The organism is Flavobacterium sp. M31R6 (assembly GCF_013284035.1).
Lineage (GTDB): Bacteria > Bacteroidota > Bacteroidia > Flavobacteriales > Flavobacteriaceae > Flavobacterium.
In genome coordinates, this window is record NZ_CP054141.1 from 1,217,072 (window position 1) to 1,233,468 (window position 16,397).

Sequence of the window (16,397 nt, forward strand, 5' to 3'; positions counted from 1 at the left end):
AGTATTAATTATCAATTATCATTTTTATGAGCATACCAGCAAATTTAAAGTACACAAAAGATCACGAATGGGTTAGTCTTGAAGGAGATGTTGCTACAGTGGGAATCACTCATTTTGCACAAAAGGAATTAGGAGATATTGTATATGTTGAAGTTGAAACATTGGATCAAACTTTAGATAAAGATGAAGTTTTTGGAACAGTTGAAGCTGTAAAAACAGTATCTGATTTGTTTCTTCCTTTGTCTGGGGAAATCATCGCATTCAATGATGCTTTAGAAAGTAATCCAGAAAGTGTAAATGCAGATCCTTATGGTGCTGGATGGATGATCAAAGTGAAAATTTCGAATCCGTCAGAAGTTGAAGAGTTACTTTCAAGTGAGGCGTATAAAGAACTTATAGGTGCCTAAATACTTTTTGTTCTTGGTTGCTTTACTATGGACTGGGATAGTGAGTTATTTTTGTTTGGTTAACTCAAATGAAATTCCTGTCATAAATATTCCAAATCTGGACAAGTGCATTCATACTTTCTTTCATTTAGTGTTTACTTTTGTTTGGTTTTTGTTTTTTCGAAAACAGCTTCAAAGTGATAATGCAATTAAGCCTTTGATGTACTCTTTTGTTTTTTCTTTTGTTTTTGGAATAGCAATTGAAATGTTGCAACAATCAATCACGACAACTAGACATGCCGATATTTTGGACGTAGTTGCCAATAGTACTGGAGCAATATTGGCTGTTTTTACAGTTTTAATTTGTAATAAATTCAATATTTTAAATTCAATATTAAAAAAATAATACCCACTTCGGTGGGTTTTTTTATTTTGTATGAAATACCAGTGAGGTCGTTTCATTCGAATGATGTAATTTTGCTTAGTTTAACTTCTTAAAATCTAAAGATGAACATTAAGGATTATTTGGATTCTACCTATTTAAAAACCAATACTCAAGCTGGTTTGAGCGAAAGTGAAAACATAGTTGTAGCTCAGGGTTTTATTCAGGAAGCTATAGACGAGGGTTTTAAATTGATAATGATACGTCCTGATAGAGTTACTTTGGCAAAGGAAATGATAGTTGCTGCACAGTCCAAAGTATTGGTTGGGACGGTGATAGACTTTCCGGAAGGGAAATCTTCTTTGGATAAAAAATTAGATGAGGCTTTTGAATGTATTCAAAATGGTGCCGATGATTTGGATTTTGTCTGTAATTATGAAGCTTTCAAAGCGGGAGACATAGATTTGGTTAAAGAAGAAATTCTAGGAGGTACTCAGCTAGGATTGAAACACAATAAAACAGTAAAATGGATTATTGAAGTGGCAGCTTTAAATGAATTGCAGATTGCACAATTGTCCGCATTGATTAAAAATGTGGTGATTTCTAATTTTAGCGAGGAATCGTTTAGTTCTGTTTTTGTGAAATCATCAACAGGTTTTTATAAAACAGAAAATGATTTACCTAATGGCGCTACTGTTTCTTCTATCAAAATAATGCTTGAAAATGCATCGCCACTTCCTGTCAAAGCGGCTGGTGGAGTAAGAACGTATGAAGAAGCCATGCAGATGATTGAGCTTGGTGTAAAACGTATTGGAACTTCGGGGGCGAAAGCGATTGCAAATGGAGAAGAGTCTTCTTCTCAATATTGATTAGACATATTATTCAAATGATAAAAAACTATTTTTCTTTTCTTCTATTTCTTGGTGCATTAGCTGTAAATGCGCAAACTCCAGCTTCGAGTAAGTTGGAATCTTCTGATGAGCGCTTTCCTGTTTTTTCAAATTGTCAAAATTTGCAAGGACAAGATTTGAAAAATTGCTTCTATAATGAAGTTCAACAACACGTATATCATAATTTCAAAGTGCCCGAAAAGTTGCAACAGAATAATTATAAGGGACTTGTTAAAGTGCTTTTTGAAGTTGATGTGACAGGTAAATTTAAAGTGCTGTACATAAATTCGAATAATGAAGAGCTTATTGCCGAAACTAAAAGGGTCTTTGCTGGTTTTCCTAAAATTGACCCGCCTACATATGCTGGAAATCCAACTTACTCCAAGTTTAATATAAGTATAGATATTCCGTTGTTATCTCCTGAAGAGATTGCGGCAACGCTATTGGCAAAAAAAGAAAATATTAACGTAAACGAAGGCTTAACAGAATTGGATAGTATTGTTTACAAACGTTTTGATAATCCCCAATTTTCGAGTCATTTAAGTATTCCGTTTTCACATAGTTATTATGCTCAGTTTGACGGTGAAATAAATCAGGTAGGGAGCAATAATCATACAGCTTCAAAGCCATACTCTTATGCCGAAGTTGAAAAATATTATAATTTTCAAAAAGTCAATGCCAGTCTTATGAAAAATAAGTCAGGATGGTGGGGACGAAAAGTATGGAATGAAAATTTAGCAGAAATTAAGGGTGAAGGATATTGGTTTGCCTTAAATTTTTTGTTTAATGTTCAAGGTGGAATTTCCAATCCAAGCAAGACAGATTATACATTTGTGAATACAAGGGCACTTAATTTTAAAGGTGGCCTTGGGAATCATTTGAATTTCACAACCACTTTTTATGAAAGCCAAGGTCGTTTTGCCGATTATTACAATGCTTATGCTAATTCGATAAAGCCATCCGGAGGTAATCCTGCGATTGTACCGGGAATTGGTATTGCAAAATCGTATAATTCGGATGCTTATGATTTTCCTTTGGCTGATGCTAATATTTCCTATAATGCTGCAAAATTTTTGGATTTGCAATTGGGCTATGGAAAAAATTTTATTGGAGACGGTTATCGTTCCTTGTTCTTGAGTGATGGAGCGAGTCCTTATCCTTTTTTTAAGATAGATGCTAATTTTTGGAAAATTAAATATACCGTAAATTATATGTGGCTAAAAGATGTTCGTCCTGAAGTTACCGCTGATAGAACGTATGCCTCCAAATATATGGTGAATCACTATTTGAGTTGGAATGTTTCGAATCGATTGAATTTAGGTTTTTTTGAATCGGCTATTTGGACAAATACTAATGGAAGAGGTTTTGATGCAAATTTTATAAACCCAATCGTGTTTTATAGAGCAGTTGAGTTTTCGTCTTCATCCAGAAGTGGGAATGCTGTTTTGGGATTGAGCTATAAGTACAAATGGAACAATCAGGTAAATTTGTATGGGCAATTTCTTATTGATGAATTTTCTACTAGTGATATAGCAGCCGGCGATAATAGCTGGAAAAATAAATTGGGATATCAATTGGGAGCCAAATATTTCAATGCATTTCATGTAGATAATTTGGTGTTGCAATTGGAGTTTAATCATGTTCGGCCTTATGTTTACTCACATAGTGATCCGATTACCAATTATGGGCATAACAACCAAAGTTTAGGGCATCAATGGGGAGGAAATTTCCAGGAGTTGGTTTTGTTAGGCTATTATCATAAAGATAGATTTTATTCGAATGCTAAGTTTACTATAGGAACGCGAGGGCTTGATTTTGATACGGCTGATAATACTTTTAATTATGGTCAAAACATATATAAAGACTATGATGAAAGCAGACCTTATGACAAAGGGGTGAAAGTAGGACAGGGAAATAAAACAAGTCTTTTTATCACAGAAGTTCAGGTGGGTTATTTGGTGAATCCTGCTACTAATTTGAAGTTTTTTGGTAATTTTTTATATCGAAATTTTGATCCTACAACCAATACTGCAGCAGTATTTAAAGAACAAACTACTTGGTTTACTGTTGGTTTTAGGTCAGATGTATTTAATTGGTATTTTGATTATTAATAGATTTAGAAAGTATTTTTTTTAGGATTAATTTAAAATTGGAAAAATGAGAAAACACATAATGACTTTTCTTTTAGTGATCACATGTCTTAGTTTACAAGCTCAAAAAAGTAAAAACTTTTCAGTATTGGCCTATTATACAGGTGATGACAAACAGATAAATGATTTTGAAGTTGATAAATTAACTCATATTATATATAGTTTCTGTCATCTTAAAGATGGAAAACTAAATGTTGATAATGCCAATGATTCTATCACAATTAAGCATTTAGTTTCATTAAAAACCAAATATCCTAAGCTGAAAATAATGTTGTCTCTAGGCGGTTGGGGTGGTTGTGAAAACTGTTCGAGTGCTTTTTCAACTGCTTCAGGGAGGGCTGTTTTCGCTAAATCTGTAAAAGAAGTTAATGACTATTTTAAAACCGACGGGTTGGATTTGGATTGGGAATATCCTACGATTAAAGGGTTTCCAGATCATTTATATCAACCGGCTGATAGAAAGAATTTCACGGAGTTGGTAAAAGTTTTAAGGACTGAATTAGGAAATGCTAACGAATTAAGTTTTGCGGCAGGAGGTTTTCAGAAATATTTGGACGAATCTGTAGAGTGGGAATTGGTAATGCCACTAGTGGATCGTGTAAATATTATGAGTTATGACTTAGTGAATGGATATTCAAAAGTTACAGGTCATCATACACCGCTTTTTAGTACCAATAAAGATGAGGAATCTACAGATAGAGCAGTTGAATATCTGCTGAAATTAGGAATTCCATCTCATAAAATAGTTATTGGCTCGGCTTTTTACACACGAACATGGAAAGATGTAGAGAATATTAACAATGGATTATATCAGCCGGGAATCCATACTGGAGGCGTGAGTTTTAATAATTTTAAAGACGAATTGACTGAAGAGAAAGGGTGGAAGTATTTTTGGGATAAAAAAGCAAATGCTCCATATTGGTACAATCAGAAAGAAAAAATGTTTGCAACAAGTGATGATATTGCCTCTGTAAAAGCGAAAACTTCTTATGTTATAAAAAAGAAACTTGGAGGGATTATGTTTTGGGAACTTGGTTTGGATACAACCAGAAATGGTATGGTAAACGCTATTTATGAATTTAAAACTAAAAAATAGTTTTTGTTTGATACTGTCTAACCAATAAGTTTTTAATTCTATAGTAATACTGTTTTGAAATAATGTTTTGCTATGAAGAGCTTAATTAAACAGTAAAAACCAACTAATGCAATAACTAATTTTTCAAATTTCAATTTCATAGACCATTTTTGAATCTAATTTGTATATTTGCACCAGTTTTCAAAAAATATACCAATTTCATCTGCATTGAATACAACACCTAATTCCATTTCGTTCAAGTCTATTTATGTTGATTTTAAAGCAATTACAAAGGCGGGTTTAGCTATTAGTGTTGTTTTTTCTTCAATCGCTGGTTATGTATTAGGATTTGATTCTACACATTCTTTTAGCTGGTTGGTTTTGTTAAAACTGGCAATAGGAGGATATTGTATGGTTGGAGCTTCGAATGCTTACAATCAAGTTATAGAAAAAGATTTGGATGCTTTGATGGATCGAACAAAGAATCGTCCTGTTGCTTCTGGAAGAATGTCTCCTAGTTTGGCTTTGATCGTAGCAAGTTTGCTTACTGTTGTGGGTGTGGCTTTACTTTATACGATAAATCCAAAAACAGCCATGTTTGGCGCTATCTCAATTTTCTTATATACCAGTATTTATACACCACTTAAAACAGTAACTTCGCTGTCGGTTTTTGTGGGTGCTTTTCCGGGAGCAATTCCTTTTATGTTAGGATGGGTTGCTGCAACAGGGGAGTTTGGTATTGAAGCGGGAACTTTGTTTTTGATTCAGTTTTTCTGGCAATTTCCTCATTTTTGGGCCATTGGTTGGTTTTTATATGAAGATTATGAAAAAGCAGGTTTCTTTATGTTGCCAACAGGTAAAAAGGATAAAGGGACTTCTTTACAAATAATATTATATACCATCTGGTTGATTATTGCGTCTCTTTTGCCTGCATTAGGGTACACCGGGCGTTTGTTTATTACACCAGTTGCATCGATTTTAGTATTATGTCTTGGGCTTTGGATGTTGTTTTATTCGGTTCGTCTGTATCAAATAAAAACGGCAAAAGCTGCAAGAACGTTAATGCTGGTAAGTGTTTCTTATATTACGTTATTACAATTAGTGTATATTTTGGATAAATTTTTAAGATAATTATGGAAATGACAATGACAGCCGAAGATTATAAATTAAGAACGGCAAGATCTTATAAATTGATTTTATTGTTCGCTATGGTGAGCATGACAATGATGTTTGCGGGTCTAACGAGTGCGTATGTAGTGAGTCAATCACGAGCAGATTGGTTGAAAGATTTTCAATTGCCATCCGCTTTTTATTTTAGTACCATTGCTATTTTGGGATGTAGTGTTACTTTTCATTTGGCCAAAAAAGCGATTCAAAAAGACAATCGTAGCAAGACTACTTCATTACTTTTGGCAACATTAGCTTTGGGGATTTCATTCATAGTATTGCAATTTGTTGGATTTGGACAAATAGTTGCGAATGGCCATTATTTTACTGGAAATGCTAGTTCTATCACTACAACATTCTTGTATGTAATAGTGGTGGTTCATTTGATTCACCTTGCTGGAGGTATGATATCATTATTAATTATTATTTATAATCATTTTAAACAAAAATATAATTCAACCCAAACTCTTGGAATAGAACTAGGTGCAATGTATTGGCACTTTCTAGACTTCTTGTGGGTTTATTTATTTTTATTTTTATATTTCTTTAAATAAGAAAAAAACGTAAATTTGGAAACTTTTTAACGAATAACTTTTATGGAAGCGACAGTTACTACTGCAAATAGTGAAAAAACTTGGGGAGGCGGCAATGAGCCAATGGGAGCAAGTTATGGTAAATTAATGATGTGGTTTTTTATCGTATCAGATGCCTTAACGTTCTCTGGATTTTTAGCAGCTTACGGGTTTTCTAGATTTAAATTTATTGAAACATGGCCATTAGCCGATGAGGTGTTTACACACTTTCCATTTTTACACGGTGTATCTGCTCCGATGTACTATGTGGCGTTGATGACTTTTATCTTGATTTTTTCGTCTGTAACAATGGTTTTGGCCGTTGATGCTGGACACCAAATGAAAAAGGATAAAGTAGCCCTTTATATGTTTCTTACAATCATTGGAGGTTTAATCTTCGTTGGTTCTCAAGCTTGGGAATGGAAAAATTTTATCAAAGGAGAATATGGTGCTATTGAAACAACAGGAGGTAGCTTGCTGCAGTTTGTTGACAAGGAAGGTCATCGTGTTGCTTTGGAAGATTTTGCTGCAAAATTACCAGTAGAAAGAGAACAATTAACAAGAGCTAAAGGAAAATGGTTCATGGATGAAGCAGCTATTCCTACTTATACAGTGGCAGAAGTTCAAGCTGGATTCAAAACTCATCCTGATGTTTTGGTAAGAATCGAAACTTTAAACAAAAACAAAGAAAAAATTGTCCTTTCTAGAGAAGAATCTCTAGTGCGTTTAGGTCAAGCTAAGATGGTTATTGAAGGAGCCAATCTAACTCATAATGAATACGGAAGTAAGCTTTTTGCTGATTTCTTCTTCTTTATTACAGGTTTCCACGGATTTCACGTTTTCTCAGGTATAGTAATCAATATCATTATCTTTTTTAATGTTCTTTTGGGTACTTACGAGAAAAGAGGAAGTTACGAAATGGTTGAGAAAGTGGGGTTGTACTGGCACTTTGTTGATTTAGTTTGGGTATTTGTTTTCACATTCTTCTATTTAGTTTAATTTTAGATTTATCATTATGTCACACGCACATGTTTCTAATACAAAAAGAATTTGGACTGTTTTTGGTCTATTGTCTTTAATCACAACTGTTGAGGTTGCTTTTGGTATCATCAGACCAGATGCATTATATATGCATACTTTTTTAACAATGAGTTTGTTAAACTGGTTGTTTATCATACTAACATTAGTTAAGGCATATTATATTGTATGGGCATTTATGCACATGGAAGGAGAAAAAAAGTCATTGAGAAATGCAGTTGTTTTTCCATTAATATTCTTAGTTTGTTATTTGCTTTTTATTTTATTGACAGAGGGAGACTATGTATTTGAGGTTTTTAAAAATTCTACCATTAAATGGAATTTTTAACAAGATATTAATTCAATGAAAAAGGTATCCGTCTCGACGGATGCCTTTTTTTATTTTAATACAATAAATTTTATAAAGTTCTAATGAAAAAAAATATTGTTCTTTTTGTATTATTTATATTGCCTATAGTTGCTTATTTATTTTTTGCGTCTGGAGTTAATAGTTTTACAAAATTGCCTGTTATTACTCCAAAGATTCCTGATCTTGGAGAATGGAAATCCCTAAATGGTGAAAAAGTAAGTTTGGACAATAAGATTACAATACTTGGTTTTTCTGGTACTGAAATTCTTAAAAATAGAGGGAATTATTTCAATTTAAATGAAAAAATTTACCAACGTTATCATGATTTTAAAGATCTGCAATTTGTTGTTGTTGCTCCTTTGGGAACCGAAAAAGATGTTAAAGCTGTAGTTGATGCTTTAGGCGCTTTTACCGATGTAAGCCAATGGCATTTTGTGTTTGCAAATCCAGAAGAAATCAAGTCTTATTTTGGTCAACTAAAATTAAAAGGGAATCTGAATCCTGATTTTGGTACTCCCGATGTTTATATAGTTGATAAAGAAAGAAACTTGAGAGGTAGGAAAGAAAAGAAAGGCTACAAAGAAGGGTACAGTACATTCCATCCAGCAGAATTAAGTAATGAAATGCTAGATGATTTCAAGGTTATTCTTTATGAATACCGTGCCGCTTTAAAAAAGAATCATAACGCAACCAAACAATTATAAAAGATGCTTAAAAACAAATCATATATAGGAATTTCTTTTGTGATACTTGTTTTTGGAATATATGCTGTTCCAAAAATTGTAGATAGAATGCAGAATAATAGTGTGGTTCAAGGTGATCGTTTGGACAAAGTAAGCGGTTCTAAAGCTGTAGATGGGAAGTTGGTTAAAGTTGGGCCTGCGCCAAAGTTTGAACTGACAAATCAAGATAATGTGAAAATTTCTAATGATTTTTATAAAGGGAAAGTGTATGTTTTAGAATTTTTCTTTGCAACATGTCCTTCCATTTGTCCTAAAATGAACGCCAATATGGTGACGCTTCAAAATGAGTTTTTTGGGAATCCTAATTTTGGGATTGTCTCGATAACTATTGATCCAGTCCATGATACACCGTCTGTTTTAAAAGAGCACGCAAAAATATTGGGGGTGAAATCCTCCAATTGGAATTTCCTGACGGGTGACCATGATTATATCTACAATTTGTCCAACAAAGGATTTAATATTTATGTTGGTGAGAACAGTAAAGCGAAAGGTGGTTTTGAACATTCGGGACTTTTTGCTTTGATAGATAAAAATGGAAATATCAGATGTAGAAAAGACGATTACGGTAATCCGATTTTATATTATGATGGATTGGAGAAAAAGGGAATTAGAGATATTCAGCAGGATATTCAAGTTTTGCTCAAAGAATAAAGAAGAAAGAACCAAGAATAAAGATTAAAAAAAAAATAGCATAATAATAAAGAATGGAAAATAATACTATAGAACAAAAATATAATAAATGGATTGTGTTGCTGTCAATTGCAATTCCTCTTGCAGTGGCAGTTCTTTTTAAAGTGAAGTTAAAAGATTTTGGATTTGATGTAACGCCTCTATCGTTTTTACCGCCTATTTATGCTACTGTAAATGGAATAACGGCAGTATTGTTGGTTGCTGCAGTATTGGCTATTAAAAACGGTAATCGAAAGCGTCACGAATTATTAATGAAAATGGCCATTGGATGTTCGGTTGCTTTTCTTGTCATGTATGTTGCCTATCACATGACGGCAGAATCTACAAAATATGGAGGAGATGGAGTTTTAAAATATGTCTATTTCTTTATTTTGATTACCCATATTTTTTTATCGATTGCCATAATACCGTTGGTTTTGATAACTTACGTTCGTGCCTTGGCCAGTAAATTTGATAAACATAAAAAAATTGCCAAAATCACTTTTCCAATTTGGCTTTATGTGGCCGTAACTGGAGTAATTGTGTATTTAATGATTTCGCCTTATTATGTTTAGTAGAGAAAGTAAAAAAGGGGGAATAGCAAAAAGAAGAATTGGATTAAAAGTATATTTCTATATTTTATGTTCTTTATTCTTTTCACTTTCTTCATATTCGCAATGTGCAATGTGTCGAGCAGCTTTGTCTGGTGACGAAAACAAAGCCAAAGCGGCGGCTGTAAATGACGGAATCGTTTATCTTATGGTGATTCCCTATGTGCTTGTTGGTGCGCTTGGTTATTACGTTTACCGAATGAAGAAAAAGAAACAGTAGGCTTAATATCAATTGCATAATTCAATCGGAATTTTAATAAAAAAGCAGTCTCGAATAATGTTTTCGAGACTGCTTTTTTTATAAACTGCTGGCTAAATACTGAAACCTGCTTACTTTATTTCAGTCCGTTAATGGCAACGTTTATGTTTCCATTTACTTTTATAAAAGCAATCATTGCTTGATTCGTCAGCTCTATTTTTTGAAATTGAATGTCTTCCATTTTTCCGTTAATGAAAACGCCAGGCATAGGAGAGTAGTTTTTAAGATAAGTCATCATGCTTTGTTTGGCTTCATCCAAATTTTGCTTGATAGAATAACGACAACTTTCTTGTATCTTTCTCAAAATAATCCCTTGGGCCAACCAGTTTGCTGTACGCATTAATTTGCTTTTGGTGTCTAATACATAATCCAATTTGTCAAAATATATTTCTTTGGTTGTGTCATTATATTGCGGAATTCCAGTCAAATAAATTGTTCCGTTTACAGAGCCTAAAAGATCCAAAGCAATTACCAATTTTCCTTCTTTGTGCCAAATAGCCACATTTTGAACTTTTACTTTTTTGCTCCCGGATCCAAATTCTTGTCCAACAAAATTAGTCGTCATTAATTTGGAAGCTTCTTGATAAGTAGAGACGGCAGCAATATTGGCAGAAATTTGTTCTGGAATCTTTTCAACTGCTTTCAGTACAATTTTGTTCGCTTCAAATTTTGATTCAGGCTTTTTTCCAATCGAAGTTTCCATATTACATTTCATTCCCATATTGAGTAGAAAGGAATCATTTTTTAATTTGGCATTGGTTGAATATGCTTCAATTGGAACAATTCTGAGCCAGCTTTTATAGGTTTCACTCATCTCAAGAGGAGTGCATATTTTGGATAGCGCCTCCATTACATTAGGTTTGAAATCCATAGAATCTTCGATGGCTGTATCAATACTTTTTTCGATTTTTGATTTGAAAAGACTTACGGCAGGATTGATGAGATACGTTACAGGCATATTTTTTCCAAAAACTGTCATTGTTGGACTTTCTACCCAATCCAATGATTTTAATGTTGTTTTTGAACTTAGTCTCCAATTGTTCAGACTTACGCTGCTCAACAAAGTGACTACTCCATTTAAATTAAACTCTTGTGTTTTGTATAAATCAACCCCCATGGTTTTTGTCCCGATTCTATATTTTGCCCAAATTTTTAAGGGTAAAACGGTTTTGATTTTTTCGCCTTCTTTTCCATGGTCATTGACAATAGTTATTGGGGCTTGTTTCCAAACTTTTATTTCGATATTGTCGTCTTCGATGTTGTTGTCTTCATAGATTAAACCATTCAATAAGGCGTTGGTCTGGTTTTCAATATCTTTTAGTTTAATACTGACAGGCAGATTTATATACGAAGGTGTATTTGTATAAGTCAGTGGTACGGCATCGTCCGGTTCGGGTTTTAAGGCTTCTATTTTTTGGGAAGTTGATGAGCAACTTGTTGTTAACGCTAATGTAGATAAGGAAATAATTAGAATCGAAAGTGATTTTAGCATTTGTTTAGTGTTTTGAGCGCAAATTTAACAAAACAAATATATTTTTTGGTTAAGGGTGTAACATTTTAGTGAGATATAAGTCTTATGTTTTAAATTGGCCATCGGAGTATTCACTTTTCATGTTGCTATTTTTTTAGAAGATAAATACTATTGCTTAAAACAAACGAAATCATGATTGAAATTAAAGACTTACATAAATCATACAAAATGGGACATTCCGAATTGCATGTGCTAAAAGGAATTAATTTCAATATAAAAGAAGGTGAATTGGTTGCCATCATGGGTTCGTCTGGATCAGGAAAATCTACGTTGCTTAATATTCTTGGAATTCTTGATGAAGCCGATTCCGGGCTTTATACTTTGGATAATGTGCCAATTAAAAAATTAAATGAAACTATCGCTTCTAAATACCGAAACCAATTTCTTGGTTTTGTTTTTCAATCTTTTAACTTGATTAATTACAAAAGTGCATTGGATAATGTGGCTTTACCGTTGTACTATCAAGGGATAAAGAGGAAAGAACGCAATGAGATTGCAATGAGATATTTAGAGAAAGTAGGTTTGGCTTCCCATTCACATCATTTACCAAATGAGCTTTCAGGAGGACAAAAACAACGTGTGGCTATCGCTAGAGCTTTGGCATCCAATCCAAAAGTATTATTGGCAGATGAGCCTACAGGAGCATTAGATACACTGACTTCATATGAAGTAATGGAGTTGATTCAAGGGATTAATGACGAAGGAAAAACTATTTTGATAGTAACACACGAACCGGATATTGCCGCTATGTGCAAAAGAAATGTAGTCCTGAAAGACGGATTGATCATTGACGATAAAATGGTAGAACAAGTTAGAGCTTCTTCTTATGTTTAATATAGAACGTTGGCAGGAAATATTTGAGGCGATTGCCAAAAATAAACTGAGAACCTTTCTCACTGGAGTTTCTGTGGCTTCGGGTATCTTTATTTTGGTGATTCTTCTTGGTGTTGGAAAAGGTTTGCAAAACGGAATCGAAAAACAATTTGAACGCGATGCGGCTGGTGTAATTGAGGTTTGGTCGGGTGCGACAACTAAAGCATATAAAGGAATGAATCCTGGAAGGCAAATACAGTTTAGAAATAGTGATTTTGATCTTGGAGTACAAAAATACGGAGACCAATTGGATAAAAATGGGGCTACTGCTACTGGCTGGGGAATTACCGTAAGTTATGGAAAGGAATCAGGAAATTATCAATACAGAGGTGTTAATACTGACGGTATGGCAATAGAAAATGTATCAGTTATAAAAGGCAGATATATTAATGCAAATGATCTGAAATACAATGTAAAAGCAGCTGTGATTGGTCAAAAAGTCAAATTAGACCTGTTTAAAGAAAAAAATCCTATAGGCGAACAAATTACGGTAGCGAATATCAATTTTAAAGTAGTTGGCGTGTTTACTGATCCAGGTGGGGAGAGAGAAGAAAGTAGAGTATTTGTGCCTTTAACTACAGCACAGCAGGTTTTTGGATTAGGAGATAAAATAAGTTATATGGCTTATACTTTGAAAAAGAAAGACACTTATGAAGAAGCTGTAGCCGAGTCTGAAAAATTCAAAAATGATTATGGAAAATTGTTGAGAAGTAAAAATGGTGCTGCTCCTGATGATGAAAGCGCTGTTGGAATTTTTAATTCTGTCAAAGAAGCCAAAAAGTTTTATGATTTGAATCTTTATATTCGATTGTTTTTTTGGTGGGTTGGAATCTGTACCATTATTGCCGGCGTTGTTGGAGTTAGTAATATTATGCTGATTATTGTAAAAGAACGAACCAAGGAAATTGGGATTCGAAAAGCGCTTGGGGCTTCTCCGATTTCAATTATTATAATGATTTTGCACGAGTCTATCTTTATTACCACTATTTCTGGTTTTATTGGATTATTGACTGGATTGGCACTTTTGGAATTAATTGGTCCTCATGCGCAAAGTGAATATTTTGTGAATCCACAAGTAGATTTTACAGTAGCGATATCAACCTTAATTGTTTTGGTAGTTGCAGGAGCTTTGGCAGGATTTGTTCCGGCTTATCGAGCGGCCAAAATTAGACCTATTGTAGCACTTAGAGACGAATAATTATGTTTGATAGAGAAAATTGGAACGAAATTTTAGAAGCGCTAACCGCCAATACCTTCCGAACGCTACTTACGGCTTTTGGAGTGTTTTGGGGAATATTTATTTTGGTAATATTATTGGCTGCTTCAAATGGATTAGAGAATGGTGTAAAAAAAGGATTTGACGGTATTGCTACAAATACTATGTTTGTTTGGACACAAACTACATCAAAGGCATATAAAGGGTTACCTAAAACCCGAAGATATGATTTTAGAAATAGCGATGTTGATGCTTTAAAACAAAAATTTCCTGACTTGTTATACGTTTCTCCCCGCAATCAATTGGGTGATTTTAATGGGGTTAGTAATGTAGTTAGAGGTACAAAAACAGGTGCTTATACTATTTATGGTGATTATCCAGAATTGGTGAAACAAGAGCAAATGGACATTGTTAAAGGTCGTTTTGTAAATCAACAAGATATATTGGCAAGGCGCAAAGTTGCCATAATAGGTAATGGTGTTATCAATGAATTGTACATGAATGCCGAAGAAGTCATAGGTACTTATATCAAAATAAATGGTATCAATTTTATGGTGGTGGGTGTTTATAAGTCCAAGGGGAATAATAATGGAAATGCTGAAGGGGCTCAAAAAAATATTTTCATTCCTTTTACCACTTTTCAGCAAGCCTTTAATTTTGGGGATAAAGTAGGTTGGATGGCACTTACGGCAAATGATAATGCATCAATAACTGAGCTTAGACCTGCGATTCTGGCATTGATTCGAGAGAGACATTCTATTCATCCTGATGATGAAAGAGCTGTTGGTAATTTTGACTTGTTTGCTGAATTTCAAAAAGTACAGGACTTATTTATGGTTCTTAAATTCATTGCTTATTTTGTTGGAACTTTAGTACTGTTATCTGGTATTATTGGGATTTCAAATATTATGCTCATCGTTGTAAAAGAACGAACCAATGAAATAGGAATCCGAAGAGCTTTAGGTGCAACACCCGGGGCCATTAGATCCCAAATATTATTGGAAGCAATTTTTCTAACCATTATAGCAGGTATGTTTGGTATTGCCGTAGCAACCGGATTACTGGCTATACTGAATATGATTTTGGCAACAATGCCCACAGATGGAATGATGTTTATTAATCCAAGTGTTGATTTAACAGTAGTGTTTTTAGCCTTATTAATTTTAGTGGGGTCAGGATTATTGGCTGGATTTATTCCGGCACAAACAGCCATAAATGTCAAACCAGTAGATGCTCTACGAACAGAATAAAAACAATCAAAAAACAATAATAATCGAATAAAATTTATAAAATGAAAAAAGGAGTAACCATAACCGTATTGATTTTAATAGCAATAGTTTTCTTTGGAGCTTTATATTATTTGTACGCAAAAAACCAACAATCACCTATTGTTTTTGAAACAGATAAAGTGGAAGTGAAAACAATTGTTAAAAGCACCCTTGCAACTGGGAATATTGTGCCTGACGAAGAAGTATTGATCAAGCCTAATATTTCTGGGATCATTGAAGAAGTGTATATCAAAGCTGGGGAACCTGTAAAAGCTGGAGATATGATTGCCAAAATCAAAGTGGTTGCCAATGTTTCTAATTTGAGTAATTCGCAAAATCAAGTGAAAACAGCAAAAATTACATTGGATAACCAAGAAAAATTATATCAAAGACAAAAAACCTTATTTGATAAAGGAGTGATTTCGGCCAATGATTTTGATGCTGCTCAGTTAGCCTACAATCAAGCTAAACAAAATTATATTGCATCCATTCAAGGATTTGATATCGTAAAAACGGGTACTACTTCTGGATTAGGAAATTATGCTAATACCTTGATTCGTTCTACTGTAAATGGAATGGTGTTGGATGTTCCTGTAAAAGTGGGTAATCAAGTAATTGAAAGCAATAATTTTAACGAAGGAACAACCATTGCAAGTGTTGCTGATGTCGGGAGAATGATTTTTGTTGGTAAAGTAGATGAATCTGAAGTAGGGAAAATAAAATTAAATATGCCTATTGAAATTACTGTTGGAGCCATTGAAAATAAAAAATTCACTGCTGTTTTGACGGATATTGCACCAAAAGGAAAAACAGAAAACGGAGCGATTCAATTTGAAATTAAAGCGAAATTAACCAATAGAGACAATACTTTTATTAGAGCAGGTTTGAGTGCTAACGCTTCTATCATTCTGGAAAAAGCGGAAAAAGTTCAGGCTTTAAAAGAATCGTTGGTTCAATTTGATAAGAAAACTTTAAAACCGTATGTAGAGATTCAAACGGGGCCACAAAAGTTTGAAAGAAAAGATATAACATTGGGTGTTAGTGACGGAATTTATGTAGAAGTGAAAAGCGGTATTAAAGCTTCGGATAAAATAAAAGTTTGGAACCAAGGTTTAATAACTGAGGATGCAAAACCAAAATAAGCACTGAAGAAAGTTTTTTGATAAACAAATTAAGTTAAATATATGCAGTGTTTGCTGCGTCTTTATTCCATAACAA

18 protein-coding genes are annotated in these 16,397 nt (G+C 33.7%); 17 read left to right on the plus strand and 1 reads right to left on the minus strand.

Going from position 1 to position 16,397, the window contains the following annotated elements:
* Positions 1-26: 26 nt before the first annotated feature.
* From gcvH to HQN62_RS04880, 13 genes are all read left to right on the plus strand, one after another.
* The gene (gene gcvH / locus HQN62_RS04820; protein ID WP_111409784.1) at positions 27-407 is read left to right on the plus strand and encodes a glycine cleavage system protein GcvH; all 381 of its coding nucleotides are present in this window, start codon (positions 27-29) and stop codon (positions 405-407) included.
* 13 nt (positions 408-420) lie between these two features.
* Positions 421-792, plus strand: a complete 372-nt coding sequence (locus tag HQN62_RS04825; RefSeq protein ID WP_254454482.1) for a VanZ family protein — start codon at positions 421-423, stop codon at positions 790-792.
* A gap of 101 nt (positions 793-893) precedes the next feature.
* On the plus strand, positions 894-1,637 hold the full coding sequence (gene deoC, locus HQN62_RS04830) for a deoxyribose-phosphate aldolase (protein WP_173503517.1): 744 nt from the start codon (positions 894-896) through the stop codon (positions 1,635-1,637).
* Between the two features lie 17 nt (positions 1,638-1,654).
* The gene (locus tag HQN62_RS04835) at positions 1,655-3,769 is read left to right on the plus strand and encodes a capsule assembly Wzi family protein (protein WP_173503518.1); all 2,115 of its coding nucleotides are present in this window, start codon (positions 1,655-1,657) and stop codon (positions 3,767-3,769) included.
* 46 nt (positions 3,770-3,815) lie between these two features.
* A complete protein-coding gene (locus tag HQN62_RS04840) occupies positions 3,816-4,904 on the plus strand; it encodes a glycoside hydrolase family 18 protein (RefSeq protein WP_173503519.1) in 1,089 nt (362 codons plus the stop codon).
* A gap of 195 nt (positions 4,905-5,099) precedes the next feature.
* Positions 5,100-6,014: a heme o synthase gene (gene cyoE / locus HQN62_RS04845; protein WP_371811649.1), complete on the plus strand. Its 915-nt coding sequence runs from the start codon at positions 5,100-5,102 to the stop codon at positions 6,012-6,014.
* A 2-nt stretch (positions 6,015-6,016) separates the two neighbouring features.
* Positions 6,017-6,604: a cytochrome c oxidase subunit 3 gene (locus HQN62_RS04850; RefSeq protein ID WP_116796183.1), complete on the plus strand. Its 588-nt coding sequence runs from the start codon at positions 6,017-6,019 to the stop codon at positions 6,602-6,604.
* A gap of 42 nt (positions 6,605-6,646) precedes the next feature.
* On the plus strand, positions 6,647-7,621 hold the full coding sequence (locus HQN62_RS04855; RefSeq protein ID WP_116796182.1) for a cytochrome c oxidase subunit 3: 975 nt from the start codon (positions 6,647-6,649) through the stop codon (positions 7,619-7,621).
* A gap of 16 nt (positions 7,622-7,637) precedes the next feature.
* Positions 7,638-7,988 carry a cytochrome C oxidase subunit IV family protein gene (locus tag HQN62_RS04860; RefSeq protein ID WP_116796181.1) on the plus strand — a complete coding sequence of 117 codons (351 nt, stop codon included), beginning with the start codon at positions 7,638-7,640 and terminating at the stop codon, positions 7,986-7,988.
* Positions 7,989-8,071: 83 nt separating this feature from the next.
* Entirely contained in the window at positions 8,072-8,713 is a 642-nt protein-coding gene (locus HQN62_RS04865; RefSeq protein WP_173503521.1) for a hypothetical protein, read from the plus strand.
* Between the two features lie 3 nt (positions 8,714-8,716).
* The gene (locus tag HQN62_RS04870; RefSeq protein ID WP_173503522.1) at positions 8,717-9,403 is read left to right on the plus strand and encodes an SCO family protein; all 687 of its coding nucleotides are present in this window, start codon (positions 8,717-8,719) and stop codon (positions 9,401-9,403) included.
* Between the two features lie 53 nt (positions 9,404-9,456).
* Positions 9,457-9,996, plus strand: coding sequence for a DUF420 domain-containing protein (locus HQN62_RS04875; protein ID WP_173503523.1), 540 nt, complete (start codon positions 9,457-9,459; stop codon positions 9,994-9,996).
* Complete coding sequence (locus HQN62_RS04880; protein WP_173503524.1) at positions 9,989-10,252, plus strand: hypothetical protein; 264 nt, start codon at positions 9,989-9,991, stop codon at positions 10,250-10,252. Before HQN62_RS04875 ends, HQN62_RS04880 begins: the two co-directional genes overlap by 8 nt.
* A 115-nt stretch (positions 10,253-10,367) precedes the next feature.
* Here the strand turns inward: HQN62_RS04880 and HQN62_RS04885 are convergent, their stop codons facing one another.
* Positions 10,368-11,783: a DUF4403 family protein gene (locus HQN62_RS04885; protein WP_173503525.1), complete on the minus strand. Its 1,416-nt coding sequence runs from the start codon at positions 11,781-11,783 to the stop codon at positions 10,368-10,370.
* A 171-nt stretch (positions 11,784-11,954) separates the two neighbouring features.
* Here HQN62_RS04885 and HQN62_RS04890 point away from each other — a divergent pair, with 171 nt between their 5' ends.
* The 4 genes from HQN62_RS04890 to HQN62_RS04905 are packed head-to-tail and all read left to right on the plus strand — an operon-like array spanning position 11,955 to position 16,321.
* Complete coding sequence (locus tag HQN62_RS04890; RefSeq protein WP_111409796.1) at positions 11,955-12,656, plus strand: ABC transporter ATP-binding protein; 702 nt, start codon at positions 11,955-11,957, stop codon at positions 12,654-12,656.
* Positions 12,649-13,893, plus strand: coding sequence for an ABC transporter permease (locus tag HQN62_RS04895; RefSeq protein WP_173503526.1), 1,245 nt, complete (start codon positions 12,649-12,651; stop codon positions 13,891-13,893). Before HQN62_RS04890 ends, HQN62_RS04895 begins: the two co-directional genes overlap by 8 nt.
* Positions 13,894-13,895: 2 nt before the next feature.
* Positions 13,896-15,161 (plus strand): ABC transporter permease, encoded by a 1,266-nt coding sequence (locus HQN62_RS04900; protein ID WP_116796174.1) that lies wholly within the window; start codon positions 13,896-13,898, stop codon positions 15,159-15,161.
* 41 nt (positions 15,162-15,202) lie between these two features.
* Positions 15,203-16,321, plus strand: coding sequence for an efflux RND transporter periplasmic adaptor subunit (locus HQN62_RS04905; protein ID WP_116796173.1), 1,119 nt, complete (start codon positions 15,203-15,205; stop codon positions 16,319-16,321).
* Positions 16,322-16,397: the final 76 nt, after the last annotated feature.